Origin of the sequence: Streptomyces sp. V3I8 (genome assembly GCF_030817535.1) — a bacterium.
Lineage (GTDB): Bacteria > Actinomycetota > Actinomycetes > Streptomycetales > Streptomycetaceae > Streptomyces.
In genome coordinates this window covers 7,326,475-7,338,966 of the sequence record NZ_JAUSZL010000002.1, presented here as the reverse complement: position 1 = coordinate 7,338,966, position 12,492 = coordinate 7,326,475, and the positions used below count along the sequence as shown (strand labels likewise).

General features: G+C 73.8%; 12 protein-coding genes. 7 read left to right on the top strand and 5 right to left on the bottom strand.

From position 1 onward, the window contains the following. Positions 1 to 115: 115 nt before the first annotated feature. From QFZ75_RS32510 to QFZ75_RS32500, 3 genes are all read right to left on the bottom strand, one after another. Positions 116 to 994: a hypothetical protein gene (locus QFZ75_RS32510; RefSeq protein ID WP_307542621.1), complete on the bottom strand. Its 879-nt coding sequence runs from the start codon at positions 992 to 994 to the stop codon at positions 116 to 118. Between the two features lie 139 nt (positions 995 to 1,133). Further along, entirely contained in the window at positions 1,134 to 2,660 is a 1,527-nt protein-coding gene (locus QFZ75_RS32505; protein WP_307542620.1) for a hypothetical protein, read from the bottom strand. Positions 2,661 to 2,785: 125 nt separating this feature from the next. Further along, on the bottom strand, positions 2,786 to 3,481 hold the full coding sequence (locus tag QFZ75_RS32500) for a GntR family transcriptional regulator (protein ID WP_307542619.1): 696 nt from the start codon (positions 3,479 to 3,481) through the stop codon (positions 2,786 to 2,788). A 175-nt stretch (positions 3,482 to 3,656) separates the two neighbouring features. Between QFZ75_RS32500 and QFZ75_RS32495 the strand changes: the two genes are divergently transcribed. From QFZ75_RS32495 to QFZ75_RS32475, 5 genes are read left to right on the top strand one after another with little or no spacing between them, the layout of a single operon-like run. Further along, positions 3,657 to 4,976 (top strand): MFS transporter, encoded by a 1,320-nt coding sequence (locus tag QFZ75_RS32495; protein ID WP_307542617.1) that lies wholly within the window; start codon positions 3,657 to 3,659, stop codon positions 4,974 to 4,976. Between the two features lie 35 nt (positions 4,977 to 5,011). Next, the gene (locus QFZ75_RS32490; protein WP_307544938.1) at positions 5,012 to 5,821 is read left to right on the top strand and encodes a putative hydro-lyase; all 810 of its coding nucleotides are present in this window, start codon (positions 5,012 to 5,014) and stop codon (positions 5,819 to 5,821) included. Positions 5,822 to 5,839: 18 nt separating this feature from the next. Continuing rightward, the gene (locus QFZ75_RS32485) at positions 5,840 to 6,610 is read left to right on the top strand and encodes a LamB/YcsF family protein (protein ID WP_307542615.1); all 771 of its coding nucleotides are present in this window, start codon (positions 5,840 to 5,842) and stop codon (positions 6,608 to 6,610) included. Then, entirely contained in the window at positions 6,607 to 7,221 is a 615-nt protein-coding gene (pxpB, locus tag QFZ75_RS32480) for a 5-oxoprolinase subunit PxpB (RefSeq protein ID WP_307542613.1), read from the top strand. Before QFZ75_RS32485 ends, pxpB begins: the two co-directional genes overlap by 4 nt. Then, positions 7,221 to 8,117, top strand: a complete 897-nt coding sequence (locus QFZ75_RS32475) for a biotin-dependent carboxyltransferase family protein (RefSeq protein WP_307542611.1) — start codon at positions 7,221 to 7,223, stop codon at positions 8,115 to 8,117. The genes pxpB and QFZ75_RS32475 overlap by 1 nt, the downstream gene beginning before the upstream one ends. 71 nt (positions 8,118 to 8,188) lie before the next feature. Here QFZ75_RS32475 and QFZ75_RS32470 read toward each other — a convergent pair whose 3' ends face one another. Both QFZ75_RS32470 and QFZ75_RS32465 read right to left on the bottom strand, forming a co-directional pair. Then, positions 8,189 to 9,607: a HEAT repeat domain-containing protein gene (locus tag QFZ75_RS32470; RefSeq protein WP_307542609.1), complete on the bottom strand. Its 1,419-nt coding sequence runs from the start codon at positions 9,605 to 9,607 to the stop codon at positions 8,189 to 8,191. A gap of 300 nt (positions 9,608 to 9,907) precedes the next feature. Then, positions 9,908 to 10,300 (bottom strand): ankyrin repeat domain-containing protein, encoded by a 393-nt coding sequence (locus QFZ75_RS32465; RefSeq protein ID WP_307542607.1) that lies wholly within the window; start codon positions 10,298 to 10,300, stop codon positions 9,908 to 9,910. A gap of 284 nt (positions 10,301 to 10,584) precedes the next feature. Here QFZ75_RS32465 and QFZ75_RS32460 point away from each other — a divergent pair, with 284 nt between their 5' ends. Both QFZ75_RS32460 and QFZ75_RS32455 read left to right on the top strand, forming a co-directional pair. Further along, a complete protein-coding gene (locus QFZ75_RS32460; protein WP_041991757.1) occupies positions 10,585 to 10,779 on the top strand; it encodes a hypothetical protein in 195 nt (64 codons plus the stop codon). 46 nt (positions 10,780 to 10,825) lie between these two features. Then, positions 10,826 to 12,427, top strand: coding sequence for a hypothetical protein (locus QFZ75_RS32455; protein ID WP_307542606.1), 1,602 nt, complete (start codon positions 10,826 to 10,828; stop codon positions 12,425 to 12,427). Positions 12,428 to 12,492: the final 65 nt, after the last annotated feature.

The following is a 12,492-nucleotide window of genomic DNA, read 5'->3' as shown; positions in this document are numbered from 1 at the left end:
GGCGGACTCTCGTAGTCGTGAGGGGGGGTGTCGTGCGGTGAACGCGAACGCGAACGCGGACGGGGTCTGGGGGGGGACGTGGGGGCGCGTGTCCTTCGTGGGCCGCGGCGGTCGGTTACGCGTGGAACGGCAGCCCGGCGTCGGCGGCCAGCTCCAGGTCGTCGGTGTCCTCGGCGGGCAGCAGGCTCGCGGTGCCGTCGGTGACCGGTACGACGCCCAGCTCCAGCAGTTCGGCCAGGGCCGCGCTGCCCGCCATGTCCCGGACCTGGAGCTGGTAGCGGGCGGTCGTCCGGTACGTCCCCCCGGCGTCGTCCCCGGTGCGCTGCAGGAACCCGGAGTCGGTGAGGAACGCGGCCGCCTTGCCGACGATGCCGGTGGTCGAACCGGCCAGTCTGCGCGCGTCCTTGGTGGCCCCGGCGGAGCTGCGCCGCGCCCAGATCCGCCAGGCGGACTCGAGCCCGGGGGCGTCCGTCGCCGGATCGGTGTTCTCGCCCTGCTCCTCGGCCCGCTCCTCCAGGCGCCGGCAGGCCTGCCGGACGAACGCGTCGACGCCGTTGACCGACACGCGCCCGATGTACCCGTCGTCCGCGAGGTCCTCGGGCCGCGGGAAGGCCAGGGCGGCGACGGCGAGGTGGGCGAGCCCGTGCAGGAACCGGTCGCCCGAGTCGGCGGACGCGCGGCGCGCGTAGTCGCCCATGCGCACGGCGAACACCGAGTCCTCGGCGGCGGTCACCGCCATCCCGGCCCGCGGGGACACCTCCAGCACGACGAGCCCGAGCCCGGTGGCGACGGCGTCGGCGAGCCGCGCGAACGGCGGATCCTCGCGGTACCGCCGCAGCAGCTCGGTGTACTCCTGGTCCCGCGCGGGCTGCAGCTTGGGCTGCAGCCCGAAGGCGACGAGCCGGGCGGCGTCGGCGGCGTCGGCGGGGGTGACGGCGCCGCCCACCTGCACGGCGGCCGCCTCCGGCTCGCTCCACTCGACCTGCTCACTCACGACCACTGCAACTCCTTCGACTTGTCGGCGGGCTCAAGGACAGGCGCCCCGCGAGGGGCGCGGGGAACCGCGCGACCGGCCACGGCCGATCCGCAGGTCACGGCCCGCCCGCGCACCCCCGCCTCCACCGAAGACCCGCTCACCCGGCCTCCGTACGGCCGGCCGTCATCCCCGCCACGTCCAGCAGGGCCATCCCCACGATCAGATCGGCCCCGCCGAACTCCGGGTCGTCCAGCTCGGCCCCGTCGTCCACGGCGAACAACAGCCTCTCCTCCCCCTGCCGGTACGCGGTACCGACCGGCGGGCTCGCCGCGTGCACCGCCAGCAGGGCGACCAGGTACGGCAGCTCGGGATCCCGCCGCCGCGCGTCCGCCAGCAGCCCGGACAGCCGTCGCGGCGCGTCGGCCGGCAGGTCGAGCAGTTCCATGGCGGCGGCGAGCTGCTCCTCGCTGAACCGGCTGTCGTCCGGGGTCGCTATCAGGTCGGGCTCGGGCATCTCGGCACCGAGATGCTCGCGCTCCACCGGCGGTGTCAGCAGCAGGTCGACCAGGTCGGCGGCCCGTACGGAGGCGGGGGTGCGCAGCCCCGTCCCGCGCGCGAAGAAGGCGTCGGTCACCCGCAGCGCCTGTTCGACGGGCAGGGGCAGCACGGGCGCGACGAGATGGCCGTAGAGGTCGATGCCCGAGGTCGTCATCGGGGTGGCGAAGGCCTGCCGGTCCTGTTCGGCGCGGAACAGGGGTCCGGCCTCCAGGAGGCGGGACTGCAACTGCGTGTGGCGCCGGATGCAGTCCTTGACGATGTCGACGAGCTCGGCGGCCCGGCGCTTGTGCTCGGGTTCCTCGGACTCGTCGCGCGCCTTGCGGATGTTGGTGAGGATCGCGTTCTCGTGGCGGTAGCGGTCGGCCACGTGGTCGAGGGCCTCGGCGATCATGTCGGGCACGGCCTGCAGCCAGTCCACCGCCCGGACGTTGCGCCGGGTGGCGTCCAGGGCCCTGCGGAGCGTCTCCGAGTACTGCACGGTCCGGTAGCGGGCCTGCTCGGCGGCGAGCTGGGCGTCCGCGAGGCGGCCCCGGCTGATCAGCACCTCGAGCTTGACCTCGGCGGCGATCTGGGCGCTGGTGACGTCGGTGTCCAGGGCGCCCACCAGGACGTTGACCGCCTCGTCCGTCGTACGGAGGTAGACGCTCCCGCCGTAGCCCGGCACCTCCTCGATCAGCTTGAAGTCGTAGTCGCGGCGGACGTACGAGCCGTCGGGCGCGAAGGTGCCGTACACGGCCCGGAAGCCGCGGTCGACGCTGCCGACGTTGATCAGGTTCTCCAGGACCCAGCGGGCCACCCGCTCGTGCTCGGCGACGGGCCGGCGCGGGGCCTGGGCGGCGATGCGCGGGATGAGCCTGGCCACTATCTGGTCGTGGTCGGCGCCCGTGTCGAAGTCCATGTTCAGGGTGATGAGGTCGATGGAGGCGAGGGCGACCTCGGCCATCCCGTAGACCGAGTACTCGCCCGCGAGGTTCGCCTTGCGCACGTCGAGGTCGTGCAGGGGGGCGGTGCAGGCGAGCGCGCGCAGGCGGCGCGCCAGGCCCTCGTCGGCGGCCGGGCCCGGTGCGGGGCGCGGCGCCGCGCTGAGCTGGGGCGGAGCGGGGTCCGTCGGTGCGGGCGAAGTCACGGTGCACAGACTAGGTGCTGGGTCTGACAACCACCCAAATCGCTCCGCGGGAGGGGACGGGGAACACGTGGGGCCGGATGTCCGGTGCGGGCCGGACGTGGCCGGTCGCGCAGTTCCCCGCGCCCCTAAAGGGGCTCCGCGGCCACCCGGCGGCTGTACACCTCCACGACCCGTCTGCGGGAGTCGTCCAGGTAGACCGCCAGCAGGTTCTCCGCCTCCCCCCGGTCCCCGTCCCGGAGGGCCCCGAGGATCTGGCCGTTGCGGGCGAGGTAGGGCTCGTGGAGGCGTTTCGGGTCGTCCACCAGGTGGAAGGCCAGGCGGAGTTCGGCGAAGACGCTGCGCATCAGCTCGTCGGTGCGGGCGCTGCCGGCGAGGGCCACCAGGTCGCGGTGGAAGTGGATGTTGGCCGTGCCCAGGGCCTTCCAGTCACCGTCCCGGGCCGCCCGCCGCCCGTCCTCGACCGCCCTGGCGAGGCCGTCCACGGCGTAGGGCGGCTCGCCCAGTCCGCGGACGACGGCACATTCGACGAGGCCGCGGGTGCGGTAGATGTCCTCGACGTCCTCGACGGTCAGGACCCGCACGAACACGCCCCGGTTGAGCTGGTGGACCAGCAGCCGCTCGTGCGTGAGCAGCCGGAACGCCTCGCGCAGCGTGTTGCGCGAGACCCCGAGCGCGCTGCCGATGCTGTCCTCGGACAGCCGCGTGCCGGGCGGGAAGTACCCGTCGGCTATCCGGCTCCGCAGGATGTCCGACACCCGTTCGGCGGTGCTGGTGCGGCCCAGCAGCGCGCGGTCGTCCGCCAGTCCGTTCAGTTCTGCCACGTCCGGATTCAATCGCAGATACCAGAACGAAACAACATGGGTATTGAAGGATCGTTCAACGATCCTCTACCTTGCTTGTCAGGCACCGGCCCCTCCTGCGGACCGGGGCCGCCCGCTTCCGCACGGCACGGCTCGGTCCCGAAGCACCCTCCCGTCCCTCATCTGCGAGGTGCCCATGAGCACGACCCCTCCACCGCAGGCACTGCCCACCGAGAAGCGCCCCGAAGACGGCGAACCGCGTGCCGACGAGGGCGCGTTCGCCTGGCTGTGGGCCCTCGGACCGCGTGGCCGCCGCGCCTTCGGCGGCGCGTTCGGCGGCTATGCGCTGGACTCGTACGACTACTTCACGCTGCCGCTGAGCATGGTGGCCCTGGCGGCGTACTTCGGTCTCAGCAGCGGCCAGACCGGGCTGTTCACGACCGTCACACTGGTCGTGTCCGCGGTCGGCGGCGCGGTCGCCGGTGTCATGGCGGACCGGATCGGGCGCGTCAAGGCGCTGATGATCACCGTCATCACGTACGCGGTCTTCACGGTGGCCTGCGGTTTCGCACCCAACTACGAGACGCTGCTGGTCTTCCGCGCGCTCCAGGGCCTCGGTTTCGGCGGTGAGTGGGCGGTCGGCGCGATCCTGGTCGCCGAGTACGCGAGCCCCCGGCACCGGGGGCGCACGCTCGGCGCGGTCCAGAGCGCCTGGGCCGTGGGCTGGGGGCTCGCCGTGGTGGTCTACACGCTGGTCTTCCAGTTCCTCGACGACGACATCGCCTGGCGCGTGATGTTCTGGACCGGGGCGCTGCCGGCCCTGCTGGTCGTCTGGGTGCGCCGCCGGGTGCAGGACGCCCCGGAGGCGGCCGAACGCCGCAGGGAGAGCCCCGAGAAGGGCTCCTTCGCCGCCATCTTCCGGCCGGGCACGGCCGACACGCCCGGGCTGCTGAGGACCACGCTGTTCGCGGTGCTGCTCTCCACGGGTGTGCAGGGCGGTTACTACACGCTGGCCACCTGGGTCCCCACGTACCTGAAGACGGACCGCGGACTGTCCGTCGTCGGAACCGGCGGCTACCTCGCGTTCCTGATCTCGGGGGCCTTCCTCGGCTACCTGACCGGCGGGTACCTGACCGACAGGCTGGGCCGCAAGCGCAACATCCTGCTGTTCGCGATCCTCTCGGCGGTCTGCATCCTGGCCTACGCGAACATCCCGGGCGGCGCCGACACACTCGTCCTGGTGCTCGGCTTCCCGCTCGGGTTCTGCATGTCGGCGATCTTCAGCGGTTTCGGCTCCTTCCTCAGCGAGCTGTACCCGACGGCCGTACGCGGTACGGGGCAGGGCTTCACGTACAACACCGGCCGTGCCGTGGGCGCGGTCTTCCCGACCCTGGTCGGCTTCCTGGCCGACAGCTGGGGTGTCGGGGGCGCGCTGGTCTTCGGCGCGATCGGATACGGTCTCGCGGCACTGGCCCTGATCGGTCTGCCCGAGACCCGTGGGAAGGAACTCCTGTGACCCGGTCACCGAGTACGCGCCGCCGCCCGCCCGTCCTGCCCGACGCGCACGAGGAGGACCGGACGCACGCGCACGCGTGGAGCCCGGCGGAGGCGCGCGCCCGGTTCCGTGCGGGCCTGTCGGGCCCGACCGCGGGCTGGGCGGCGGGCCACACCCAGGCGAACCTGATCTCGGTGCCCGCCGACTGGGCGTACGACATGCTGCTGTTCTGCCAGCGCAACCCGAAGGCCTGCCCGGTCCTCGACGTCACCGACGCCGGTTCCCGCACGACCGCCCTGGCCGAGGGCGCCGACCTGCGCACCGATCTGCCGCGCTACCGGGTGTGGGAGCACGGCGAGCTGGTGGAGGAGCCCACGGACGTGGTGGCGCACTGGCGGGACGACCTGGTGTCGTTCCTCATCGGGTGCAGCTTCACCTTCGAGTGGGCGCTGACCCGGGCGGGCGTGCCGATGCGCCACATCGAGCAGGGCCGCAACGTCTCCATGTACGTGACCGGCCGCCAGTGCCGTCCCGCCGGGCGGCTGCGCGGGCCCATGGTGGTGTCCATGCGCCCGGTGCCGCCCGAGCACCTGCCCGTGGCGATCCGGGAGACCAGCCTGCTGCCCGCGGTGCACGGCAGTCCGGTGTACTGCGGCGATCCGGGCGCCCTCGGCATCGGGGACCTGGGCCGCCCCGACTTCGGCGACCCGGTGGACATGGAACCGGACGACATCCCGGTGTTCTGGGCCTGCGGTGTGACGCCGCAGGCGGCGGTGATGGCCTCGCGTCCGCCGTTCGCGATCACCCACGCGCCGGGACAGATGTTCCTCACCGACGCCCGTGACGAGCAGTACCGCGTCGCCTGACCGCAGAACGGACACCCCATGACCTCCACCGGCACGTCCATCGATCTCAACGCCGACCTCGGCGAGGGCTTCGGCCGCTGGCACCTCACCGACGACGAGGGACTGCTGTCCGTCGTCACCAGCGCCAACGTGGCCTGCGGCTTCCACGCCGGGGACGCCGCCACCATGCGGCGGGTCTGCGACCTGGCCGCCGAAGCCGGTGTACGGATCGGCGCCCAGGTCTCCTACCGGGACCTGGCGGGCTTCGGACGGCGCGCGATGGACGTGCCGCCCGGCGAACTGGCGGCCGAGGTGGCCTACCAGATCGGCGCCCTGGAGGTCTTCGCGCGCGCGGCGGGCGCACGCGTGGCGTACGTCAAACCGCACGGCGCGCTCTACAACCGCGTCGTGCACGACGCGGAGCAGGCCGGGGCGGTGGTGGCCGGGGTACGGCTCGCCGGCGCCGCGCTCCCGGTGCTCGGCCTGCCCGGCTCGCGGTTCCTCGACACGGCCGGGAAGGCCGGGCTGCCGGTCGTCGGCGAGGCGTTCGCGGACCGCGCCTACACGGACGAGGGCACGCTCGTGCCGCGCGGCCGGGACGGCGCGGTGATCACCGATCCCGGCACCGTCGTGGAACGCTCGGTGGGTCTCGCGCGTTCCGGTGTCGTGACGTCACATTCCGGGCGCGACATCGCGGTACGGGCCCGGTCGCTGTGCCTGCACGGCGACACGCCCGGCGCGGTGGACCTGGCCCGCCGGGTCCGGGCACGGCTGGAGGAGTCGGGCGTCCGGGTGGAGGCATTCGTATGAGGGCGCTGCCGGTCGGTGACCGTGCCCTGCTCGTCGAGGTGTCCACGGACGAGGAGGCACAGGCGCTGCACGCCGAGCTGCTGCGCCGCCGCGCGGCGGGCTCCCTCTCCGTGCGCGAGATCGTCCCCGCGGCCCGCACGGTCCTCCTCGACGGCCTCGACGAGCCGGGCCGGCTCGCCGCACAGCTGTCCGTCGCGCGACTGCCGCCCGTCCCGCCGCCCGCGAAGGACGCCGTGGAGATCCCCGTGCGCTACGACGGCCCCGATCTGGCGGACGTCGCGGAGCGCTGGGGCGTGTCCCCAGAAGAGGTCGCGCAAATCCACGCGGCGGCCGTGTTCCGGGTCGCCTTCTGCGGCTTCGCCCCCGGCTTCGGCTACCTCACCGGGCTCCCGGCCCGCCACGCCGTGCCGCGGCACGCGACGCCCCGTACGGCGGTCCCGGCGGGTTCGGTGGGCCTGGCGGGCCCGTACACGGGCGTGTACCCGCGCTCCTCGCCGGGCGGCTGGCGGCTGATCGGCACGACGGACACCGTCCTGTGGGACCCCACGCGCGAACCGGCCGCGCTGCTGTCGCCGGGCACACCGGTCCGCTTCGTCCCGGTGGACTCCTGATGACCGACCGCGCGTTCGTCGTCGTACGGCCCGGGGCGCTGACCACGGTCCAGGACCGCGGGCGCCCGGGCCACGCGCACCTCGGCGTACCGCGCTCCGGCGCGCTGGACGCGCCCGCCGCCGCCCTGATGAACCGGCTCGTCGGCAATCCGCCCGACGCGGCCGTTCTGGAGACGACGCTCGACGGATGCGACCTGCGGCCGCGTTCGGCGGTCACGGTGGCCGTGGGCGGCGCCCCCTGTCCCGTCTCGGTGAACGGCCGCCCGGCCGCCTGGGGAGCCCCGGTGCACGTGCCCGCCGGCGCCCTGCTGTCGGTGGGAACGGCCGTCCGCGGCGTACGCGCGTACGTGGCCGTGTCCGGCGGGGTGGCCGTCGAACCGGTGCTGGGCAGCCGCTCGACGGACCTGCTGTCGGGCCTCGGCCCGCCGCCCCTCGCCGCCGGGGCGGTGCTCCCCCTGGGAAGGCCGAGCGGCAGCCGCGCGGGCGTGGACGTCGCCCCGCAGCCGTCCCCGCCGGCCGAACTCGTCCTGCGGGTGACGCCGGGCCCGCGCGACGACTGGTTCACCGCGGCGGCCCTGCGCACCTTCACCACGCGGACCTACCGGGTGTCCCCGGCGAGCAACCGCATCGGCCTGCGCACGGAGGGGCCCGCCCTGGAGCGGGCGGTCGACGGCGAACTGCCCAGCGAGGGCATGGTCCTGGGCGCGGTGCAGGTCCCGCCGGACGGCCGCCCGGTGATCTTCCTCGCCGACCATCCCACGACGGGCGGCTACCCGGTCGTGGCCGTGGTCCACCCCACCGACCTCCCCGGCACGGCCCAGGCGGTCCCGGGCACCCCCCTGCGCTTCACCCTTGTCTCCAGGGGCGCGGCTTCGGGGAGCGCGGCGCGGGCCTGAGGGCGGCGTCCACCGGTCAGGACAGAGGCCCGTACCGGGGGCCGGGGGGCGTACGGGGTCTCACCCGGTTTTCACACGGCGGAGGTGTCGGGGCCGATACGGCTGCGGACGGCGCTCTGGACGTCGGCCTCCTCGGCCGGATCGGCGGCGAGCCTGCGGAGCCGTTCGACGACCCGGGCGTCCCCGGTCTCGGCGTGCCGGGCGGCCACTTCGCGGGTGGTCTCCTCGCAGTCCCAGAGGCACTCGACGGCGAATCCGGCGGCGAAGGAGGGGTCGGTGGCGGCCAGGGCGCGCGCCGCCCGTCCGCGCAGATGGGACGAGGCGGTCTCGCGGTAGACGTGCCGCAGGACGGGGGCGGCCCCCGCGATCCCGAGGCGTCCGGCGCCGTCCACGAGGGTCCACAGGGTCTGCGCGTCGGGCCCCTCCCCGCGTACGGCCTCGCGCAGGGCGCCCAGGACGAGTTCGCTGTCCTGTGCGCCGCCCCGGCAGGCGAGGACGCGTCCGGCGGCCTCTCCCAGTGCGTCGGGCCGGTGGACCCAGCCACGGGCCCGTTGCACGGCGGTGGCGCTGCGCATCCGTTCGAAGGCGTCCACGGCGGCGTCCACGACGAGCCGTGAGCCGGAGGCCTGCGCGGCCTCGACCAGGTCCAGTGCGTCGGGGTCCTGGCTGTCGGCGAGATAGCGCAGGGCGGTGCACCGGGCGCCGTCGTCGCCGGTGCGGGCGGCCTCGACGATCTCGGGGCGGTCCTCGGGGCCCGCGACAGCCGTGAGGCAGCGCGCGGCGGGCACATGGAGGGCGGCTCCGCGCTCGATGCCCTGCTGGGCCCATTCGAAGACGGCCCGCACGCTCCACCCGGGGCGGGGCCCGGGCGGCCGCATCTGCCGCTGCCACCGGTCGAAGGAACCGGCTTCCTGGGCCGCACGCACGCGGGTGCTCACGGATGCGCGGGGATCCTCGGCCCACAGCCGCCAGGGCCGCGGTTCGAAGGAGTCCCGTACGACGGCCGCCAGCTCGGCCTCGCCCTCGGGGCCGGCGGGGAACCGGGCGAGGACGGGGACCGCGAGAGCGCGCAGCCCGGCGTCGTCGTCGCGCAGCGCCAGTTCGTCCAGGGCCCAGGCCCAGTTGGCGCCGCGGGCGGCGTAGCGCCGCAGCAGTTCCAGGGCGTCCCGCCTGCCGTACGAGGCGAGGTGGCCGAGGACGGCGAGCGCGAGGCCCGTGCGGGACTCGTCGGTGTCGAGGACGTCCGCCGCGTCGAAGAGGTGCGCCTCGATCCCGTCGAGGCTTCCGCCCAGATCGAGGTGGAGGCGGGCGTAGTACAGGGAGCGGTTCTCCACCTGCCAGTCGTGGCGGGGGTCGCTCAGCACGCAGTGGTCGAGCGCCGCGAGCGCTTCGGCGCGCGGTGCGGTGAGCGCGTGCAGCGTGCCGTCGCCGCGGCCCCTCTGGAGCAGGCCGAGCAGCGTACCGCTGGGCGCTATGACCGGATCGAACATGGGAAACAGCCTCACATCAAGCGTCGACGCAACCGGGGTCCTGCTCTACCTGGCCGCGTGACAACACGTCGGGGCGCCCGCCGTTTCCTGCTTGCTGTAGACCATTTTCCTCTGCCTCTCGTCGGTGGCCCGTGCGGGCCGCATCACGGTCCGCGCGGTGCGGCAACACCTGCCCGGCCATCACGTCCGTGAATCACGACGTCATGATGACCCAGCCGTTCTCGCTGCCGCGACCGCATTTCCGGCGGCCCCGTTCCGCCTCCCCCAAAAATCTTGTTCCGCCTGGTCAGGACGGGTGGTTCAGTGTGCTCCGAACAGCTCGACCAGTTCGGTCTTCGCGAACATCCGCGCCGTGTCGAGGGCGGACGGCGTCCCCGCCGAGGGATCCGCGCCCGCCGCCAGGAGGACGCGGATGACGGCGTCCTCGCCCTTGAAGACGGCTCCGGCGAGCGGGGTCTGGCCCCGGTCGTTGATACGGTCCGCCTCCGCCCCGCGCTCCAGGAGGGCGCGCACCGCGTCGGCGTGGCCGTGGTAGGCGGCGAGCATCACGAGCGAGTCACCGCGGTCGTTGGTGAGGTTGGCGGGTACACCCGCGTCGACGTACGCCACGAGTGCCTCGGTCCGTCCCTGCCGGGCCAGATCGAAGATCTTGGTCGCCAGCTCCACGACCTCGGGGTCGGGGGCTTCGCTCATCGACGGGACCACCTCTCACTGCGGGAGCACGTGCGGCCGTCCGTGGTGCGGCCGTACGAGTGAATCGCCAGCGTACTGGCTCGGCGGCCACATGACCCGGTTCCACCGAGGCAAGGATCACCACGAATCCCGCGAAACCGTCTGTCCGAGCAGGGCCGCGAGGCAGGGCCATCGGGATGAAATGAGTAGATATTCACCCAGTTGCACCTTTTATCGTATGGATACATGCTGTGAGCCTGGAAGTACTCATGGTGACTGTCCCCATCGATCCAGGAGAAACTCTCATGATCCTGTCCATGTCAGGCGTGGTCCTGCTCGGCATCATCGTCTTCCTCTTCTTCCGCAAGGACGGCCTGAAGGCCTCCCACGCGATGGTCAGCGCCCTCTTCGGGTTCTACCTCGCGGGCACGGCCATCGCCCCGAGCATCACGGCCGGCGGCGCGAGCCTGGCCGGCCTGCTCGGCGGGATCAAGTTCTGACCCGTCCCGCTCGCACGCACCCCGTACGCACCTCCAGGAGACAGCAGTGGCACGGCGCCCCCTTCCCCGCATTCTGAGTACCGGCAGCGCGCAGCTCGCCCGCAGCCGGGACCTGGCCCGGACGGCCGCCGACAGCGCCACCGACGTCCTCCATCCGCTGATCACGATCAGTCGTGGACTGCGCCGGCTGGCAGCCGCCGGGCGGCACAAGTGGGTGGGGACCCCCAAGGACCGGCGCGGTCCACTGCTGTTCCTGGTGGCCTCGGTCGTCCTGATCGTGGCGCTCATCCCGTACGGGCCGCTGCTCGCCGTCATCGTCCTGATGGCGGCGGCCGCGTGGCAGGGCAGGGACCGCACCCCGCCCGCGCCGGACGGGCCCGACGAGGCGCAGGGCAAGCGGCTGGAGTCCCTCTACGAAGCCCTCGTGCCGTACTTCTCGGTCCCCGAGGACCCGGCACCGCTCTACGCGCACGGCGGCGCGTGGGCCGAGGCCTTCGAGTCGTACGAGTTCGACGGGACCGGCCGCGTCTCACACCTGTCCGTCCGCTACCCCGCCTACTTCAAGGACGCGGAGGCGGACTCGCGGGCCCGGATCGAGCAGTTGCTGCACGCCAAGTCGGGCCGGGGCCGGGAGTACCGCTTCGTCTGGGACGAGGAGGGCAACCGGCTCACGGTCACCGTCCTGCCGCCGCTGCCCACCGACATCGCCGCCCAGCGGTTCGTCACAGCACCGGGTGAGACCGTCCTCGGCTTCACCGACCCGGCCGGTGTCCAGCGCACGCTCCCCCTCACGTTCGGCGAGGACCGGCGGGACGCCCCGCCGGTGATCTGGCGCACCGGCGTGCGCTCCACCGAGCCGCACCTGCTCGCGGTCGGCGGGCCCGGCAGCGGCACGACCACGTTCCTGCGCTCGATCGCGCTGCAGGCCCTGCGCCACGGTGACGTGCTGATCGTCGAAGGCGGCGGTACGGGCGAGTACGCCTGCCTGACGGGGCGGGCCGGTGTCCTGGGCATCGAATGCGGCCTGACGGGCGCGCTGGCCGGTCTCGAATGGGCGGCGCACGAGACGGAGCGCCGGCTCGTCGCCGCGAACCGGGCCCGGCAGGCGGGCCTCACCCCGCCGGAGGACACCCGGCGCCCCCTGTGGCTGCTCCTCGACCGGCCGACCGCGCTCGGCCACCTGCCCGCCGCCGACGGCCGGCCGGATCCGGGGACCCTGCTCCAGATCCCGCTGCGGCACGGCCGCGCGGCCGGTGTGACGGTCGTGGTGGCCGAGGAGTTCGACGCGGTGGAGTCCCTCGGCCAGGCGGTACTGACCCACACGCGCGCGCGTGTCGTCCTCGGCCCGGCGTCGGCGACCCGGCTCGAAGCGGTGCTCGGGACGCCCCCGCACACCACTCCCACCCCCGAGGTCCCGCCCGGCCGCGGGTACGCCCGGCTGGGCGCCGGCCCGGTCCACCGTCTCCAGGTGCCGGCGACCCCGGACCCGTACGACGAGGCGACCAGCGAGACCGATCGCCAGGCGGTGCTGTCCCTGCTCCCGCCCCTCATCACCCCGGCGGACGCGACGGAAGCGGTCCCGGACCCCCTGACGAAGCCGGCCCGCATCACGACCCCGGACCCGGTGGGCGTGGTCGCGGAAAGCTGACCCCCCGGGCTCCCAAGGGGCGCGGGGAACTGCGCGACCGGCCACGGCGCACCCGCATCCGCACC

Bases quoted from the DNA above. Each gene is read 5' to 3' on its own strand.
- QFZ75_RS32475 (WP_307542611.1), top strand. From the start codon at position 7,221: ATGACCGACCGCGCGTTCGTCGTCGTACGGCCCGGGGCGCTGACCACG.
- QFZ75_RS32460 (WP_041991757.1), top strand. From the start codon at position 10,585: ATGATCCTGTCCATGTCAGGCGTGGTCCTGCTCGGCATCATCGTCTTC.
- QFZ75_RS32485 (WP_307542615.1), top strand. From the start codon at position 5,840: ATGACCTCCACCGGCACGTCCATCGATCTCAACGCCGACCTCGGCGAG.
- QFZ75_RS32470 (WP_307542609.1), bottom strand. From the start codon at position 9,607: ATGTTCGATCCGGTCATAGCGCCCAGCGGTACGCTGCTCGGCCTGCTC.
- pxpB (WP_307542613.1), top strand. From the start codon at position 6,607: ATGAGGGCGCTGCCGGTCGGTGACCGTGCCCTGCTCGTCGAGGTGTCC.
- QFZ75_RS32465 (WP_307542607.1), bottom strand. From the start codon at position 10,300: ATGAGCGAAGCCCCCGACCCCGAGGTCGTGGAGCTGGCGACCAAGATC.
- QFZ75_RS32495 (WP_307542617.1), top strand. From the start codon at position 3,657: ATGAGCACGACCCCTCCACCGCAGGCACTGCCCACCGAGAAGCGCCCC.